The sequence below is a fragment of the Desulfofundulus sp. TPOSR genome, assembly GCF_011393055.1.
GTDB lineage: Bacteria > Bacillota > Desulfotomaculia > Desulfotomaculales > Desulfovirgulaceae > Desulfofundulus > Desulfofundulus kuznetsovii.
Window position 1 is genome coordinate 1 of sequence record NZ_JAAOEF010000003.1, and the last position, 17,563, is coordinate 17,563.

15 protein-coding genes and 1 pseudogene are annotated in these 17,563 nt (G+C 54.6%); all 16 read left to right on the forward strand.

The annotated features are described in order from the left end of the window. On the forward strand, positions 1 to 187 hold a 187-nt coding region (locus tag G7K71_RS10775; protein ID WP_207712880.1), incomplete at its 5' end, for a hypothetical protein. An 11-nt stretch (positions 188 to 198) separates the two neighbouring features. Then, positions 199 to 1,917 (forward strand): recombinase family protein, encoded by a 1,719-nt coding sequence (locus tag G7K71_RS10780; protein ID WP_166346282.1) that lies wholly within the window; start codon positions 199 to 201, stop codon positions 1,915 to 1,917. Positions 1,918 to 1,970: 53 nt separating this feature from the next. After that, a pseudogene (locus G7K71_RS10785) lies at positions 1,971 to 2,339 on the forward strand (ATP-dependent Clp protease proteolytic subunit); the annotation flags it as partial. Beyond that, positions 2,336 to 2,569, forward strand: coding sequence for a YlzJ-like family protein (locus G7K71_RS10790; protein WP_166346285.1), 234 nt, complete (start codon positions 2,336 to 2,338; stop codon positions 2,567 to 2,569). The pseudogene G7K71_RS10785 and the gene G7K71_RS10790, both read left to right, overlap by 4 nt. A gap of 151 nt (positions 2,570 to 2,720) precedes the next feature. Continuing rightward, the gene (gene uppP / locus G7K71_RS10795; protein ID WP_166346288.1) at positions 2,721 to 3,509 is read left to right on the forward strand and encodes an undecaprenyl-diphosphatase UppP; all 789 of its coding nucleotides are present in this window, start codon (positions 2,721 to 2,723) and stop codon (positions 3,507 to 3,509) included. A gap of 21 nt (positions 3,510 to 3,530) precedes the next feature. After that, positions 3,531 to 4,262, forward strand: a complete 732-nt coding sequence (locus tag G7K71_RS10800; RefSeq protein ID WP_166346291.1) for a FadR/GntR family transcriptional regulator — start codon at positions 3,531 to 3,533, stop codon at positions 4,260 to 4,262. A 363-nt stretch (positions 4,263 to 4,625) separates the two neighbouring features. Continuing rightward, the gene (locus tag G7K71_RS10805; protein ID WP_166346294.1) at positions 4,626 to 5,414 is read left to right on the forward strand and encodes an electron transfer flavoprotein subunit beta/FixA family protein; all 789 of its coding nucleotides are present in this window, start codon (positions 4,626 to 4,628) and stop codon (positions 5,412 to 5,414) included. A gap of 14 nt (positions 5,415 to 5,428) precedes the next feature. Beyond that, entirely contained in the window at positions 5,429 to 6,436 is a 1,008-nt protein-coding gene (locus G7K71_RS10810) for an electron transfer flavoprotein subunit alpha/FixB family protein (RefSeq protein WP_395858276.1), read from the forward strand. 23 nt (positions 6,437 to 6,459) lie between these two features. Further along, on the forward strand, positions 6,460 to 7,875 hold the full coding sequence (locus tag G7K71_RS10815) for an FAD-binding oxidoreductase (RefSeq protein WP_166346297.1): 1,416 nt from the start codon (positions 6,460 to 6,462) through the stop codon (positions 7,873 to 7,875). A 293-nt stretch (positions 7,876 to 8,168) separates the two neighbouring features. Then, complete coding sequence (locus tag G7K71_RS10820) at positions 8,169 to 9,929, forward strand: L-lactate permease (RefSeq protein WP_166346300.1); 1,761 nt, start codon at positions 8,169 to 8,171, stop codon at positions 9,927 to 9,929. Between the two features lie 78 nt (positions 9,930 to 10,007). Continuing rightward, positions 10,008 to 10,607 (forward strand): lactate utilization protein, encoded by a 600-nt coding sequence (locus G7K71_RS10825; RefSeq protein WP_166346303.1) that lies wholly within the window; start codon positions 10,008 to 10,010, stop codon positions 10,605 to 10,607. Beyond that, positions 10,594 to 12,756: an L-lactate dehydrogenase (quinone) large subunit LdhH gene (ldhH, locus tag G7K71_RS10830; protein ID WP_207712882.1), complete on the forward strand. Its 2,163-nt coding sequence runs from the start codon at positions 10,594 to 10,596 to the stop codon at positions 12,754 to 12,756. The genes G7K71_RS10825 and ldhH overlap by 14 nt, the downstream gene beginning before the upstream one ends. 211 nt (positions 12,757 to 12,967) lie before the next feature. Then, on the forward strand, positions 12,968 to 15,166 hold the full coding sequence (locus tag G7K71_RS10835) for a DNA translocase FtsK (protein WP_166346309.1): 2,199 nt from the start codon (positions 12,968 to 12,970) through the stop codon (positions 15,164 to 15,166). Between the two features lie 158 nt (positions 15,167 to 15,324). Beyond that, positions 15,325 to 16,455: a tRNA 2-selenouridine(34) synthase MnmH gene (gene mnmH / locus G7K71_RS10840; RefSeq protein ID WP_166346312.1), complete on the forward strand. Its 1,131-nt coding sequence runs from the start codon at positions 15,325 to 15,327 to the stop codon at positions 16,453 to 16,455. Next, entirely contained in the window at positions 16,391 to 17,170 is a 780-nt protein-coding gene (locus tag G7K71_RS10845) for a helix-turn-helix domain-containing protein (protein ID WP_166346315.1), read from the forward strand. The genes mnmH and G7K71_RS10845 overlap by 65 nt, the downstream gene beginning before the upstream one ends. Positions 17,171 to 17,181: 11 nt before the next feature. Then, a complete protein-coding gene (locus G7K71_RS10850) occupies positions 17,182 to 17,505 on the forward strand; it encodes a hypothetical protein (protein ID WP_013823435.1) in 324 nt (107 codons plus the stop codon). Positions 17,506 to 17,563: the final 58 nt, after the last annotated feature.

Genomic DNA, 17,563 nt, shown 5'->3' on the forward strand with positions numbered 1-17,563 from the left:
GGTTTTAATAAATGATGTAGAATATATTGTAGAAGAAGGCCTGAGCCATATGAAATTAAGAAGGCGTGACCCCGTGTCGGGTATGAAAGTGGAAAATGTTTTCATACCCGTGCCCGATTCCAGGGAACGCATGGTAAATTTCAAAGCTAAAGCGGCCCAACTTATTCTGGAGGAAATCACGAAGTAGGGGTGCTTTCCATGACCATTCCGGTAGCATCATTATACAGGGTATCGACCGCAAAGCAGTTGAAAAATAACGAGGAAGACAGCATACCGCTTCAGGCAAGCGTAATACGCGAATTTGTTGCACAACATCCGGAATGGGAACTTGTGAAGGAATACGCGGAGGAAGGCGTTTCAGCATTTAAGTACAGCAAAGACGACAGAGACATCCTGCAGAACGTTCTCGCCGACGCGTTAATGGGTAAATTTAAGATTCTGCTTGTATTTAAGGCCGACCGCCTCTCACGCAAAAGCCTGGAGTACCCGATAGTCTTATGGCAGTTTCACCGTGCCGGTGTCGAGGTTATCGCCGTCGCCGATGTACCTGGAGGTAAAAAGCTGGAGCTTAAGGACCAGTATGACAAGCTCCTGCGGTTTATCGAAGGGTGGCAATCGGAGACGGAAAGTGTGAACACCAGAATTCGCGTGTCTCATGTTATGCGGCAGAAAGCCAAACAGGGATGCTGGACCGGTGGCCGCCCTCCATACGGGTTCAGGCTATCCGAGTCCAAAAAAGGTTTGCCGCTGGAAGTGGATCAGGAAGAGGCCGCGGTGATTAAGGAAATGTGCAGACTCTACCTGGAAGAAGGCTTGGGAAGCAAAAGGATAGCCGCTGCGTTGAACGAACAGGGGTACCGCACCCGGGAAGGCAGGTTGTGGACCGACACCCGGGTGCGACAGGTGCTGCAGAACCCAATAATCTGCGGGCTTCCGGCCTATGACAGGACGAAACCGGGAAACACTCCCACTTCCAGGGTTCGCATCAAAGGATATACGGACCTGAACAATTTCATCATTCCCCGGGATCAGAATGGAAACCCGAAGCCGATACCCGAATACTCCATTATTCCCCTGGAAACATGGCAACGGTTGATCCGCAAGATGCAGGAAAATTGTACGTCTAAAACACAAAAGGGAGGAACTCCCAATCCCCGCGCCATGTCCAGCAGTGCACTCCTGACCGGCTTTCTTGTGTGCGGTTACTGCGGCCGCGGCTTTATCAGCTCCGGCCATAACTGGCGCAAACGTAACGGCAAGGTTTACCCCTGTCAGAAAAGGGTTTACCGGTGTGTTACCCACGCCCGGGTAGGTGGGGGAGAAAAACTGTGTGAAGGGCAGGGTTCGTATTCCCAGAAAAAAATAGACCGGATTTTCCTGCAGGAACTTGAAAATTTTCTGTCCGGGTTGAATTATGAAGATCTTTTACAGTATGTTGAACAGAAGCAGGTGGACTACCTGGCTGAAGCGACAAATCGGGTAAAGACCCTGGAGAAGGAGTTAAGCAAAAACAGGAAAATCTATAATGCCTGGGTAAGACGGTTGGATGATTATTTCGCCGATCCGGACGGCAGTTTGTATTCGGAGCAACTGCTGGCTGAAAAAGTGAACGAATACGGCAGGATAGTAGAATCACTTGAGAAGGAACTTGAAGAAGTAAAGTCGCAGGCGCGCGTGGAGAAGCATCGGAGAAGCCAGCTGATGGAATTTTCCATGCGTGCCCCTCATTGGTTCAAGCTGTTCATGGAGGCCCCGGTCGAGACGAAAAAGCAGATGCTCGCCCAGATTATCAGCAAGGTGGTTTTGTACCGGGATAAGATTGAAATTCATTATAATGTCGACCTCGCCGAATTCCTGGGGCGGGAAGAAAAACTGGAGCAGGAAAGGTTCGAACTCAAGGTACTGGCAACGTTTTAACGGGGCGGAAAGTTTCCGTCCTTCGCTCTTTATCAGGGGGTAGCGACATGGGTAGCATCGGGGTGCCGATAGCCGTCGCCGCCCGGTATAGTTTCATTGCTGAAACAGCCAGTATGACCATTCATCCCATTCGTTTGAATGGCCTGGTTATAGGCGTACCCCAAACCTACGAGTATCTGGACAAGATGCAGGACCGGGTGGTACGTTTCGTGACCCAGCATTCCCGCATTAGCGAAGCCTCTTTTCGCGATCTAATGTTTCGCACGGGGGAACTGGCCCGGGATATTGGAACCGTTCTCATCGGAAGGGAAGCGGTGGAAAAGGGTCTGATTGATGAGGTGGGGGGAGTCGGACAGGCGGTAAACAAGCTTAAGTCAATGATTGAGGAATGGAAACTACGAAATGGGGTGCCGGTACAGTGATCTTATATACCCCCATGCAGTTAGAGTTAGTCTTTGAAGGCCTGGAGGAAATGCAGCATGCTCCCACCAGAGAGGTAAACATTGATGGCGTGCCTGTGTTGATTCAGGATACCGGGCCCGGAGAGGGCAGGGTGGTGCGCCTTTTAAGTACCGATCCCCTGGATTATCTCAGAAGCGATCTTTATCCCGGTGCAGTGGTAAAGTTGTTCAGATGTACCCAGACGGGCTGACATTCGTGAACGGCCGGGTTTTCCACCGGCCGGGGCGATGCCCGGGCTGTTAGTTATATGAACAACTATCTGGCCATATATTTTACCATTATGCTATAATGATAGAGTTAGTGTTGCATCACTGGAAGCAGTAACATACGGGGTGATTTAATTGAGCTTGTTTGAGGCCGTAATCCTGGGCGTAGTCCAGGGAGTGGGAGAGTTTTTGCCCATTTCCAGTTCGGCCCACCTGGTGCTTGTTCCCTGGTTGATGGGCTGGCATTATGCGGGATTGACCTTTGACGTGGCCCTCCATATGGGTACTCTGGTGGCCGTGGTGGCTTTTTTCTGGAAGGACTGGCTAATTCTGTTGCATGACGGTTTGCTGCGGCGCCGTACCACCGAAGGCCGTTTGTTCTGGTATTTAGTGGTCGCCACCGTTCCCGGTGCAGCCATTGGTTACATGTTTGAGGAACAGGCGGAAACAATTTTCCGGGAGCCTCTGGTCATCGGGATCATGCTCATAGTCATGGGGGTAATCCTTTACCTGGCTGATACCCGGGCTCCCGCTTATAAGCGATTGGAAGAGGTTGGCCTGGGGGAAAGTCTCTGGATCGGCCTGTCCCAGGCTTTAGCAATCATCCCGGGAGTTTCCCGCTCGGGCATCACCATGGCCGTGGGGCGCATGGCCGGCCTGGATCGGGAAACGGCAGCCCGCTTTTCCTTTCTCATGTCTACGCCTATCATTTTCGGTGCTGGAGTAATGCAGTTGCCCAAATTAACTCCCGCCGACCTCAACCTTCCATTTTTAGTTGGTGTGGCTGTTTCGGCGGTGGTAGGTTTCCTTTCCATTAAATTTCTTTTGCGTTTTCTAACCCGCCATAGTTTCGGCATTTTTATCTGGTACCGCCTGATCCTGGGGGCAACGGTAATAGTCCTGGCCCTTGCCGGAATCAGGTAAAAATGGGGTAGGGATAAAATCATGGCCGAATTTAAACCGGTAAAAACTAAACGCACTTCTGAAAGCATTTTGGAACAGATCAAGAAGCTGATCATTGAAGGCCAGCTGGCACCGGGTGATAAACTGCTTACCGAAAGAGAGCTTTCTGAACGGTTGCAGGTGAGCCGGGCCTCGGTGAGGGAGGCTCTTTCCGCCTTGAACCTGGCCGGCATTCTGGAAATCAGGCATGGAGAAGGGATTTATGTCAAGCGGCCCGGGCCGAACGCCGTTATTGAACCCCTGACCTTTATTTTGCTCCTGGAAAAGGACAAACTGCAAAATATCCTGGAGGTGCGCAAGGCCCTGGAAGTGGAAGCCGCCGGCCTGGCTGCCGAAAGATGCACTCCCGGACTGTTGCAGGAACTGAAGGCAGTGGTGGAAGAGATGGAAGAAGATCTCCCCGCAGGAGAGAAAGCCGAGCAGCTGGATTTGCGCTTTCACCTTACTCTGGCTCAGGCCAGCCAGAACCCCCTGTTGAGCCGGTTGATGAACACCGTTCAGGAGACTATCAGTCAGACTTTGCGGGTAACCCGGGCCCTGTGGCTTTCCGCCACTTCCGGTACCACCCGGCGGCTATTTGAAGAGCACCGCGACATCTACCTGGCCGTGGCCGCGCGGGATAGATCCCGGGCCAGGGAATTGATGTACCAGCACCTTTGGAAAGTGGAAGTGGAGCTGGCACGGGTCAACCTGAACAATTGTAAACAGAATTGATCTCAAATCCCGGCAGGCCTGTGTTTCATACGGTCTGGGGCGCCTTCCGGGCGAGGGACCCCGCCGGGCTAGTTGTATGAGAGTATCTAAGCTGTAGATAAAAGCCTTTTTTGACAGGTTCCCCTTGCGGAGGATTTTGCAAAAATTTAGTTCAATAATTTTTCCCTTAAGGGAAACTTTTTTTGCGAAAATTACGTTTTCCAGAAGGATTTTATTATCCAGTATAGAATGACTACAATGGTCAGGCCACCAACAGATAGGATAGCCTGAATACCCCTTGGACTGTCTTTTGTGTTCTGGTTTTGTTGACCTCCTTTTCTTTCTGAGGTCAGACAACCTGAATATAAGATCAGGAGGTGTGCCATGAAGATTGTTGTTCTCATCAAACAGGTGCCGGGAACGGATAATGTAAAAATGGATCCGGGAACTGGAACCATGATCCGCACCGGCAAGGGTAATATCATCAACCCCCTGGACGAAAATGCACTGGAAGAAGCCATGCGGCTGAAGCGGAGTATGAAAAATGTAACCGTTACGGCCATCAGCATGGGTCCGGAGTCGGCGATGAAGGCTGTTAAGGAAGCCATTGCCATGGGCGCCGACGGCGCTATACTTCTGTCGGGGCGGGCCTTTGCCGGTTCTGACACTGTGGCCACCGCGCGGGCTCTCTCCAGTGCCATTAAGAAACTGTGGCCGGTGGATTTGATCCTTTGCGGTGAACGGGCCACCGACGGTGAAACCGGTCAAACCGGGGCTATGGTTGCCGCCATGCTGGACATTCCCGTGCAGACCTACGTGCAGAAACTGGAAGTAGGGGACGGGGTAATCACGGTGGAAAGGCTGGTAGAGGGCGGTTTTGAACGCGTCCAGGTGAAAATGCCCGCCCTGGTTACGGTAATCAAAGGGATCAACCAGCCCGGTTTTCCGACCCTGGCCGGAAAGCTGCGGGCTAAGGAAGTGCAGGTGCCCATCTGGGGTCCTGAGGATCTGGGTCTGGTTCCGGATGAGATTGGGTTGAAAGGTTCCCCCACACGGGTGGTTAAGATCTTCAGCCCCAAGCTTTCCCGGGATACCATTCTGTACCGCCATGATAATACTGGACGGGCTGTAAATGAGTTAATTAGCTTCCTCACTGCTCGGGAAATTGTATAAGGGGGTGCAGGGTTGTGGATGTGAAAGAATACCGGGGCGTAATGGTTCTCGGTGAACAAAGGAACGGATCTATTCACCGGGTGACCTTTGAGCTTTTAAACCGGGGACGCACCCTGGCGGACAAGCTGGGTGTCGAGCTGTCCTGTGCCATTCTCGGGGACCGGGTGGATGATCTGGGAGAAGTAATCCTGCGGGGAGCAGATAAAGTTTTTCACGTGTGCAGCAAAGACCTGGCCAGTTTTCTCCCCGGACCTTACGCCAGGGCACTGGCGCAATTGATTCAGGAAGAAAAACCCGAAATTGTCATTGCTGCAGCCACCACCACCGGCCGGACGATAATGCCCCTGGTGGCAGCCCGCCTGGGTACCGGTTTAACGGCGGACTGTACATATCTTGATATTGACCCGGGGGAAAGAATCCTGCTGCAGACCAGACCGGCCATTGGAGGCAATATCATGGCCACCATCAAGACGCCCTTTACCCGGCCCCAGATGGCTACGGTACGGCCCCGTTCGACCCGGCCGGCTCCCCGGGACGAATCCCGGACCGGTGTGGTAACTGTGAAGAATTATGGCGATATGCTGGTTTCCCTTACCGAGCGCTTCCTGGAGTTTATGGTTGACCCGAGCCAGGAGGTCAATATCCAGGATGCCGATATTATCGTCTCTGGCGGCAAGGGATTGAAGAACCGGGAAGGATTTAAACTGGTGGAAGAGCTGGCCCGGGTTTTGGGTGCCGGTGTAGGGGCTACCCGGGATGCGGTAGAATTGGGCTGGATTTCTTACTCCCATCAGATTGGCTTGAGCGGGAAAACCGTTTCACCGAAGCTCTATATTGCCGTAGGTATTTCCGGCAAGGTGCAGCACCTGGCCGGCATGCAAACCTCGGAAACCATTGTGGCCATTAACAAAGATCCCGATGCACAAATTTTCCAGGTGGCTGACTTTGGTATTGTTGGAGATGCCTTTGAAGTGGTTCCGGAGTTAATTGACGCGCTGAAAAAATTAAAGGCCGGTGCCTGATCAGAAGGGAGGGGCTGAGGTAGATGCGCTACAATCGGATTACCGCCGGGATTATCGATGAGCTAAAGTCAATAGTCGGGGAAGCCAATGTAGTTGTGGATCCCGAAAAAATGGAAGTCTACGGCAGGGATGAAGTTTCCGAGGCCATGTGGCAGCACATGCCCGAAGTGGTGGTGAAGCCGGAAAATGCCCGGCAGATTTCCGAAATCATGAAACTGGCCAACAGGGAACTGGTGCCGGTTACTCCCCGGGGGGCAGGAACCGGTCTGGCTGCCGGGGCGGTGCCCATGCTGGGAGGAATTGTCCTTTCCCTGGAACGGATGAACAGGATCCTGGAAGTGGATAAGGAAAATCTCTTTATGGTTACCGAACCCGGGGTGACCACCGGTGAAGTGCAGCGTACCGCCCAGGCCGAGGGATATCTCTATGCCGGCGACCCCTGCAGTGCCGATAGTTCCTTTATCGGGGGCAATGTGGCCACCAATGCCGGCGGCAACAAGGCGGTGAAGTACGGTACCACTTCCCGGCACATTTACGGGGTGGAAGTGGTTTTACCCAACGGGGATATAGTTACCCTGGGCGGCAAGTGTGTGAAAAACGTTACGGGTTATGATCTGGTGCACCTGATGGTTGGTTCCGAGGGAACACTGGGTATTGTTACCAAGGTTTATCTCAAGCTGATGCCCCTGCCCCAGTATGTAGCAGATTTACTGGTTCCCTTTGACGACATTGAAAAAGCCATCAATATCGTGCCTACCATTATGACCCACGGGGGGATTATTCCCACCTGCCTGGAGTTTATGGACAACCTGTCCATCAAAGCGGCTGAGCTGTATCTGAATCAGCAACTGCCCTATGGGGATGCTGCGGCCTATGTGATCGTGGAAGTGGACGGCAATTCGGAGCGGCAGGTGCAGGAGGATTACGAAACCATCGGGAAGCTGTGCCTGGAGAATGGCGGGCTGGAAGTTTTTGTAGCCGACAACAAATCCACTCAGGAGCGCATCTGGAAGGCCCGCCGGTGTTATGCCGAAGCCCTGCGCATGATTAGCCCGGTTTACTGTATGGAAGATATTGTCGTTCCGGTCAGTCAAATTCCCAGGGCACTGGAGGCCATTAACCGGATAGCGGAAAAGTACCGGATCAAAATTCCCTGCTGCGGTCACGCCGGGGATGGTAACATTCATGCCACTTTGTTGCGGGAGAACCGGGATGAACACAGCTGGCATGAGGTTAAGGAAAAGGTGCTGGAAGAGATGTACCGGGTGGTGTATGACCTGGGTGGTAACCTGTCCGGAGAGCACGGCATTGGAGCTAAACGGAAGGATGCCATGGCCCGGTTCATGGATCCCGTACAGCTCAACATGATTCGTTCCATTAAGAAGGCGTTGGATCCCAATCTAATTTTGAACCCAGGCAAGGTAGTGGATGTGTTTTAAGGGCAGTGGGGGCTGCACGGCTCCGGCCCCCACGGTCACTTTTTTAAAAATTTCGTGCGATTTTTAAAAAACAGGTTATGAGAGCAGGAAATTTTATTCCTTGCGCGAAATATAGATCCTGGTGGTCAGGCCATCCATTCCCATGCTGGCTTAGACTTCATATTACTAAAATAAAAGGGTGGTGAGAGTTAAAAAGGACTGATAATTAACGATAATTAACATGTATCACTTCAAGTCGAGTTTTCGGACTAATCACTTTCTTGTAAAACTTATTAATAAGGAGGAATTATGCCATGACGTGGACACAGGCAATCAACCCTCTGGGCAATCTGGGTCTTTCGGCCCTGGTGGACGCCCTGCCAATCATCTTTTTGTTCTGTGCCCTGGCCATATGGCGGATGAAAGGACATATTGCCGGTCTTATTACCCTGGCTCTGGCCTTGGTGCTGGCCATAGGTGTTCATGGTATGCCGGGGAACATGGCGTTTTTAACCGCCCTTTACGGCGTAATGACGGGCCTTTTCCCCATTGGCTGGATTGTGGTTACGGCAGTTTTCCTGTACAACCTGACGGTGAAAACAGGCCAGTTTGAAATCATCAAGGATTCTATTGCTTCCATTACTGAAGACCGCCGCCTGCAGGCGCTCTTAATTGCCTTTTCCTTCGGTGCTTTCCTGGAAGGAGCCGCCGGTTTCGGTGCCCCCGTGGCCATTACAGCGGCCATGCTGGCCGGTCTTGGTTTCAACCCCCTTTATGCCGCCGGTATTTGCCTGATTGCCAACACCGCCCCGGTAGCCTTCGGCGGTCTCGGTATCCCCATCATTACTGCCGGTGCGGTAACCGGTATCGATGCCATGACCATCAGCCAGATGGTCGGCCGACAGGTGTCCTTCCTCTCGGTTTTCGTACCTTTCTGGCTGGTCTTCATTATGGCCGGGTGGAAGGGGGCCGTGGAGGTTCTTCCGGCAATCCTGGTCAGCGGCATATCCTGTGCCCTGGCCCAGTGGTTTTCTTCGAACTATATGACGCCCATGTTGCCGGGCATCCTGTCTTCCCTGGTTTCCATCATTGCCCTGGTGTTCTTGCTACGGGTGTGGAAGCCGAAAAAGATCTGGCGTTTTGCCGGTGAATCTCAAGCCACCCTCAAGGTGAGAAGGCATTCCGCCGGAGCAGTGCTCAAAGCCTGGTCTCCCTTTATCGTGTTGACGGTACTGATCAGTGACTGGGGTCTGAAGCCGGTCAAAGCGGTCCTGGATACGGTATCCATTAAAATTGTATTCAGTGGCCTGGATCAGGCCATCATTGCTGGCGGTAAGCCCATGAGCGTGGTGTACAACTTCAACTGGCTCTCTGCCGGTGGAACGGCCATTTTGATTGCGGCCATCATCAGCGCCATAATCATGCGGATCAGCCCCGGTCAGTTTCTGGAGGTTTTTGGTAAAACATTGAAAGACTTGCGCTTTGCTTTGCTGACTATAGTTTCCGTACTGGGCTTTGCTTTTGTGGCCAACTGGTCCGGCATGACCCCCACCCTGGGGAAGGCCTTCACCGTAACCGGCACCTTCTTCCCTTTCATGGCCCCCATCCTGGGCTGGCTGGGAGTGGTGATTACCGGTAGCGATACTTCCTCCAACGCCCTGTTCTGCAAGATGCAGCAGATTACCGCCGAACAAATCGGGGTAAACCCGGTACTTACCGTGGCGGCCAACAGCAGCGGCGGGGTGGCCGGCAAGATGATTTCGCCCCAGACAATTGCCGTGGGAGCGGCCTCCACAGGCCTGGTGGGTAAAGAAGGCGACCTGTTCCGCTTTACCCTGGGGCACAGTATCTTCTTTACCCTGATTATCTCCGTCGTTACCTCCCTGCAGGCCTACGTGTTCCCCTGGATGGTGCCGGCCCTGACTAAAGCTACCCCGGCTGCAGCAGCCAGTGCGGATTCCGGCGGCGGGACGACCATCCTGCTGCTGACGGCAGCGTTCATTCTGGTGCTGGGATTGATCGCTTCCCGGCAGAGAAGCTCTCTGGACGCCTTGAACGGTCGCCGGAGTGCATAGAAGACATTAAAGGAGGCATTTGACCCGGCCGGATGGAATGATCCGGCCGGGATATTCCGAGAAAGGGATGAGTAGCCCGTGGCTTTAAACAAAGCGGCATTGCCGGATGCTAACCGGAATTTGGAGCAACTATACGAGGAATTTGTTACCAGGGCCCGGGCCTTGGGAACTGAAGTTTACCGGGTGCCCAATCTGGCTAAAGCCAGGGAACTGGTGGGTAAGCTGGTTCAGGAGATGGGTGTGAGAAAGGTCGCCCTGGCCGAGTCACCTCTTGTAACCGCCCTTGACCCGGCTGCAGCAGTAGGCGGGGCCGGAGCGGAAGTTACCGGCGGTAACCCCCGGGAGCGGGCCGAGGCGGCAGACCTGGGTATTTCGTCCTTTGAAATGGCCATTGCCGAAACGGGGACACTGGTGCAGGACGCCACTGAGATTAACCGGCGGCTGGTATCCATGCTTCCTCCCGCACACCTGGCCCTGGTATCCACCAACCAGCTGGTGGGTACTCTGCAGGAAGCAATCAATAACCTGGCGGCCCGGGGTCAAATCCCCGGTTACCTGGCCTTTGTTTCCGGCCCCAGCCGTACGGCGGATATCGAGCGCGTGCTTACCATTGGCGTGCACGGGCCGGGCAAAGTGGTGGTCATTTTTATTGACGAGGGAGGGGATGCCGGTGAGTAAGGCAGCCTTGCGGCAGGCGACCCGGGAGGCCCTGGCCAATACAAGTGTTTGTTCCGCCCTGGGAAAGTTTGCTGATAACTATGTCATTGCCCGGGAACAGGCTTACCGGCATAAGGATTTTGAGGGACTGCGCCGGGAAGTAGCCCGGATTAAGCGGGAAGCGGCGGAGCGCATGGAAGAACTGGCCGGCCAGTTTGCCCGGGAGGCTACCCGTCGCGGCGCCACTGTTTTCCGGGCGGCTACCGCCCAGGACGCCCGGGAGTACATTGCCCGGCTGGCCAGGTCCAAGGGCATCAAGACCGTCGTCAAGTCCAAGTCCATGGCCAGCGAGGAGATCCACTTAAACGACTATTTAAAGAAGCAGGGTTTGAATGTCGTGGAAACGGATCTGGGTGAGTGGATCATCCAGCTTGCCTGTCAACGGCCTTCCCACATGGTCATGCCGGCCATTCACATGAGCCGGAACGAAGTGGCTGAAATTTTCAGCCGGGAAATTAAAAAGCCGGTGGAACCGGAGATTTCCTCCATGGTCCAGCTGGCCCGCAGGGAGCTGCGCAGGAAATTCCTTTCCTCCTGGATGGGCATTTCCGGTGCCAACATTGCCGTGGCCGAAACGGGTACCATCGTCATGGTCACCAATGAAGGCAACGGGCGCCTGACCACCACCCTGCCCCCGGTGCATGTAATCATCGTCGGTCTGGAAAAGCTGGTGCCCCGCTTTACAGACATCGCACCCATACTGGAAGTGCTGCCGCGCAGTGCCACGGCCCAGCACATTACCACTTACGTGACCATGATTACCGGTGCCGTATCCGCTGTTGACCCCGACGGCAACTACCACGAACAAAAGGAACTGCATATCATACTCATGGATAACGGGCGCACCAGCATGGCCGCCGATCCCGTTTTTAAAGAAGCCCTGCAGTGCGTGCGCTGTGCCGCCTGTTTAAACGTCTGTCCCATTTACCAGCTGGTCGGGGGGGTGTTTGGGGATGTTTATACCGGCGGCATTGGGACCGTGCTCACTGCCTTCTTCACCGACCCGCAAAAGGCACAGCGGGTGCAGAACTTGTGTTTGGGTTGCGGGCGCTGCCGGGATTACTGTTCGGGCAACATTGACCTGCCCGCCCTGATTGGCGAGCTCAGGCGGCGAACGGTTGAAAGGGAAGGCCTGGGCTATGTTGAGAAAGCAATTTTTGAAAGGGTGCTGGTCAATCGAAGGTTATTCCACAGGCTTCTTAAAACGGCTTCCCGGTTGCAGAAACCCTTTGCCAGGGGAGGGAAAATACGTCACTTACCCCTCTTCCTTTCCGGTTTAACCGAAGGGCGTACTTTGCCCGCCATTGCCGACATTCCCTTCCGGGATCGGGTTGGTACCCTGCCCCGCCCGGACAGGGCAACCGGCCGCGTAGCTATATTTTCGGGATGCCTGGTTGATTTTGTCTACCCCGGTATTGGTGAGTCGGTGGCTAAAGTCCTGGCGGCCCTGGGATTTGAAATCGTTCACCCGGAACAACAAACCTGCTGCGGGTACCCGGCCAAACAGGCCGGTTTGACGAACATTTTTGCCGAGCTGGCGCGGCAAAATATTGCAGCTTTTGCGGGTATAGATGCCGGGCATATCCTTACCGCCTGTCCCACCTGTGCCGAAGCCCTGAAGTTCTTGTATCCGGAACTTCTGGCCGGTGATCCGGTTTGGAGCAATAGGGCCAGGGAACTGGCGGAAAGAGTAACGGATTTTTCCTCCTTTGTGCATGCTCACAGGGAAAAACTAACCCCGTTGCTGGTCCCCTTGCGGCAAAAGGTTACTTATCACGATTCCTGCCACTTAAAGCGCTACCTGCGGGTAACCGCGGAACCGCGCCAGTTGCTCAAGGATGCCGGGGCGGATCTGGTGGAAATGAATCGTTCAGATGTCTGTTGCGGTTTCGGGGGTTCCTATACCATCAAGTTCCCCGAACTCTCAAAATCCGTTTTAAATCGCAAGCTGGAGTCTGCACTGGACACTGGCGCAGAAGTGGTGGCCCTGGACTGTCCGGGTTGCCGGATGCAGATTGGCGGTGGCCTGGACCACCAGAACTCGCGAGTACAGGTCATGCATACGGCCGAGATACTGGCCCGGTGCCTTGCCGGTGCGGGCCGGGCGTAAAACGGGAAGAAAAATTGAGCGTTTGCCCAGAGGCACAGTCCCCGGGAAATCCCGGGGGCTTTTTTATGCTTTGGTATCGTAACCGGCGTGACTCATGCTTAGTTTACCAAAACCCGGCTTTCCCCCGTTCTTTTTTGCCTGTGGTAAAATATAGTTTAATTGCAGCACTTTCCCATATAGTATGGTATAATTAGGGCGGAGGCTGGTTGGGGTGAAAGTAAGGACGGCCAGAGACCTGCAAAAATACGAGCTTGCTGGCATTGGTTTAATTTGTGTGGCCCTTTTAGCTTTGATCAGCCTGGTTAACCCCGCTGTAGGGCTGGTCAGCTGGGGGGTAGAGCGGATGCTGCGGGGAATAGCCGGAGAGGGAAGATATCTTTTCCCCCTCCTGCTCGCTTTCTGGGGTTTGAGATTGATCCGGGGAAAGGCGTCCAGGCGGGGGGCCGGGCGGCGCTTGTACGGGGGGGCCCTGCTCTTTGTGGTGGCCCTCACCCTGTTGCACATGCTGGTGCCAGAGAATTACTCCCTGCAGGCCGGTTTGGCCGGGGAGGGGGGTGGCCTGGTGGGGGCGGTTTGTTTTTTCCTTCTGGAGCGTTCCTTCGGTTTGACGGGCACCTGCATTGTCCTGGCTACTTTAATTTTAATGGGTGTGCTTTTGAGCAGTAACGTTTCTTTGAGTACCTTTTTTGCCGGGCTTGTGGGTGCTCTCAAAGGTTTCTACGAACGCGTTGGTGGCTTTTTATTCACGGAAGCGGAGGAAACAGTAGAAGGGCCTGACTTGAGGCCGGTGATCATTGACCAGAGCGGACCGGGGATAGCCACCCGGGAAGCAGCCACTCCGGAAGCAGCCGGTGAAAAAACCGGTAACAGTAATGCGGGCAATACCGGCACGCCCCGGGTTTTGCGCATTGTTCCTTCTCCCGTTTCCCCGCCCGGCGGAACCGCCGGGGAAAAGGATGTGTCATCCGGCTCTTCACCTTACCAGTTTCCTCCCTTGAGCCTGCTTTCCAAACCGGTACGGGCCAAAAGCATCAAGAATAGCAGGGATATTACCGAAAATATTCGTATACTGGAAGAAACTCTAAGCAGCTTTGGGGTTAAAGCCAGGGTGGTGCAGGTTTCCCGGGGACCGGCCATCACCCGGTACGAGATCCAGCCTCCGGCGGGGATCAAGGTCAGCCGTATTGTCAGCCTGGCCGATGACATCGCCCTGTCCATGGCGGCGCCGGACGTACGGATTGAGGCACCCATTCCGGGCAAAGCGGCCGTAGGGATTGAAGTGCCCAACCGGGAAATTTCCATGGTCTATTTAAGGGAGTTACTGGAAACGCCCGATTTTCAGGAGGCGCCTTCCCGGATTACCGTGGCCCTGGGCAAGGATATCGCCGGCAATCCGGTAGTGGCCGACCTGGCCCGCATGCCCCACCTGCTTATCGCCGGCGCAACCGGTTCCGGAAAAAGTGTCTGCCTGAATACCATCATTGCCAGCATTCTTTTTAAGGCTACGCCCGACGAAGTAAAGTTTTTAATTATCGACCCCAAGATGGTGGAACTGGCCACCTACAACGGGATTCCCCACCTGGTATCGCCTGTGGTTACGGATCCCAAAAAGGCGGCCACCTCCCTGCGCTGGGCCGTTAAGGAAATGGAACACCGCTATGAGCTCTTTGCCGCGGCCGGGGTAAGGGATATTACCCGTTACAATGATCTCTGCCGCAGCCAGGAGACGGGTACGGGGGCACGGGGACCACTCCCGTTAATTATAATCATCATCGATGAACTGGCTGATTTAATGATGGTAGCGCCGGCCGATGTGGAGGACGCGGTTTGCCGCCTGGCCCAGATGGCCCGGGCCGCAGGCATCCACCTGGTAGTGGCCACCCAGCGCCCTTCAGTGGATGTCATAACCGGCCTGATCAAAGCCAATATTCCATCCCGGATTTCTTTTGCCGTGTCTTCCCAGATTGATTCCCGCACCATCCTGGACATGGCCGGGGCGGAAAAGCTTTTGGGAAAGGGGGACATGCTCTTTTTCCCGGTGGGGGCGCCGAAACCCATCCGGGTCCAGGGAGCCTATCTCTCGGATCAAGAGGTGGAAGCGCTTGTTTCTTTTCTGAAGAAACAGGCTGGCCCCCACTTTGAAGCACAGCTCCTCCCGGAGGAAGGCCATGGGGAACAGGAGGAGGAACTGGAAGATGAGCTGTTGCCCCGGGCCGTAGAAATTTTCATTGAAACGGGTCACGCCTCCATTTCCCTCTTGCAGAGGCGCCTCCGGGTAGGGTACGCCCGGGCGGCCCGGCTTATGGACATTATGGAAAGGAAGGGCATTGTGGGAGGGTACGAGGGCAGTAAACCCCGGTCTGTACTGATTACCTTAGAACAGTTCAAGCAGACTTTCAAAAAAAGGTAAATTAAAAATGCGTGCTTTGAAAGGAAACCGAAGTTAAGTGTAGAAAAACACTGTGTGGATTTGCGCCAAGGACACGCCCGGAATAGCAAAAAATGCGGAGGAAAGTATATTAGGGAAAAGTATATGATAGTGGCCAGTGCAATACGTAAGGTGACATTATGATTAAAGAAATTAACGTTGCTGAAGCCCTGTCTTTAACAGATGTTCTGGTAGTGGATGTGCGTTCAGAAGGTGAGTACAGCGAGGCAACCATCCCGGGGGCAGTAAATGTTCCTCTGCTGGATAATGTGGAACGGGCGCTGGTCGGAACTGTCTATAAAGAAAAAGGGCCAGCAGAGGCCCGTAAATTGGGTTTGGAACTGGTTTCTCCCCGTCTTCCCCGCTGGGTGGAGGCTGTAGAACGTCTGGCCCGCGGCAGACGGCTGGTCCTCTTTTGCTGGCGGGGAGGGTTGCGCAGTCAATTTGCCGCGGCCATCCTTGATGTCATGGGCTTTGCCGTCTACCGCATCCTGGGTGGTTATAAGGCCTACCGCCGCTTTGTCAACTCTTACCTGGGGGTAGAAGAACTGCCTGTAAAGGCAGTGGTAATCCACGGATTGACGGGGGTGGGCAAAACCACTTTGCTTCGCCGCCTGGCGGAACAGGGTCTGCCCGTGTTAGACCTGGAGGGCCTGGCCCGGCACCGGGGTTCGGTTTACGGCAAGATCGGCTTGCCCCCTTCCCCCAGCCAGAAAATGTTCGAGGGTCTTATTGTCCGGGCCTTGATGGCGGCAGAGGAAAAAGGGGTATTTGTTGTTGAATGTGAAAGCCGCCGCTTGGGCAATCTGCTGGTCCCGGCGGTGGTGTTAAGGGCGATGGAAAAAGGGTACAGGGTACTGCTCTATGATTCCCTGGAAAACCGTGTAAGGCGTATCCGCCAGGAGTATACCAGTGGTCCCCAGCAAAACATTCCCGCTTTGCAGGAGGCCACCTCTGCCCTGGCAAAGTATCTGGGAGCACGTCGCGTGGCGGAGCTGAACCAGTTGCTGGCCGGGGGGAAATTTGACCAGGTTTTTTCCTATCTTTTGACCAAATATTATGATCCTCTCTACGGGTATCCAGGTGAGCCCAGCCCGGATTATGACCTTTGTGTGAACACGGCTGATATGGACGAGGCAGTTAACCGGGTGAGGGAGTGGATTACAGGCCTGCCCGAATATGGTCGGGTAGAGGGAGGTGAACCCGATGGATATAGGAAACATGCTACGGGAAGCCCGCCAGGCCCGGGGGTTGTCCCTGGAGCAGGCTGAGGAAGAAACGAAAATCCGCCGCAAATACCTGGAGGCGTTGGAGGAGGAAGCCTTTGATGTGCTGCCCGGGCGGGTTTATGTACGGGGTTTTCTCCGGAATTACGCCAGGTTTTTGGGGCTGGATGCCGAGGCCCTGGTGGCCCGGTTTGAGGAAATGTTTCCTCTGGAGGAGACACAGCCTGTCACGCAGCCGCTTGCCGGAGTCGAGAAGAAACTGCGGCTGAGCTGGCCCTCTGGCCGCCTCGCTTACGTGGCAACGGGACTGCTCCTGGCCGTCCTGCTCTTATGGGGTGCCGGGTGGCTCTTTGGCTTCACCCGGCATGCGGCTTATGATAATCAGGGGAGGGGACAGCCGGTTGTGTCCCAGGATAGACACGCTGGTACATCCGACAGGTCGTTCCCGGGGAACAGTGGTCATACGCAAAACGCACCAACCTCAACCGGGACGGAGAACCGCTCGCCGGAAGGGGTTCACCTGGTGCTCAATGTAACCGACGAAACCTGCTGGATGCGGGTAGTGGTTGATGGTAAAACCATGTTTACCGGCGAGGTGGCGGCCAATCAATCCAAGTCCTTCCAGGCCAGGGAACACATCTGGGTTAAGCTGGGTAACGCCGGTGTGGTCAATGTACGGGTAAATGGCCGGGATCTGGGTGTGCTGGGCGATCGGGGACAGGTGGTGAGCCGGGAGTTTTCCGCCTCTACCCAGGGATAGGAGGGCTTGTGATGGGTTCCTTTATCTGTGACTCCTGCGGTCGAGAAGTCGGCCTGTATGACGGCATTCTTTCCTGGTACCGGGAAGGGCGGGAGTTGGGCAACTTTGCCATTACCCACCGCCCCGGCCAGTACTGTTTGGGGCAGCCAAACAACAACGTGTACCGTGATCTTTTCCGGGTGGCTTCTGTAAAGGGTTATCTCGCCTTTGTGCAGTACCTGATCACCCGTTGGAGTGAGGGTTACATTCTTAAGGATTTCCCTTCCTTACAAAAAACTATTGCCCAGATCAACTCCCATATCCACGAAGGAATAGCAAACTTGCTGGGCGAATAACCCCGGTTTTTATCCGGGCGGCCCTTGCGGGCCGCGCCTTTTTTTGACAGGGCCGTTT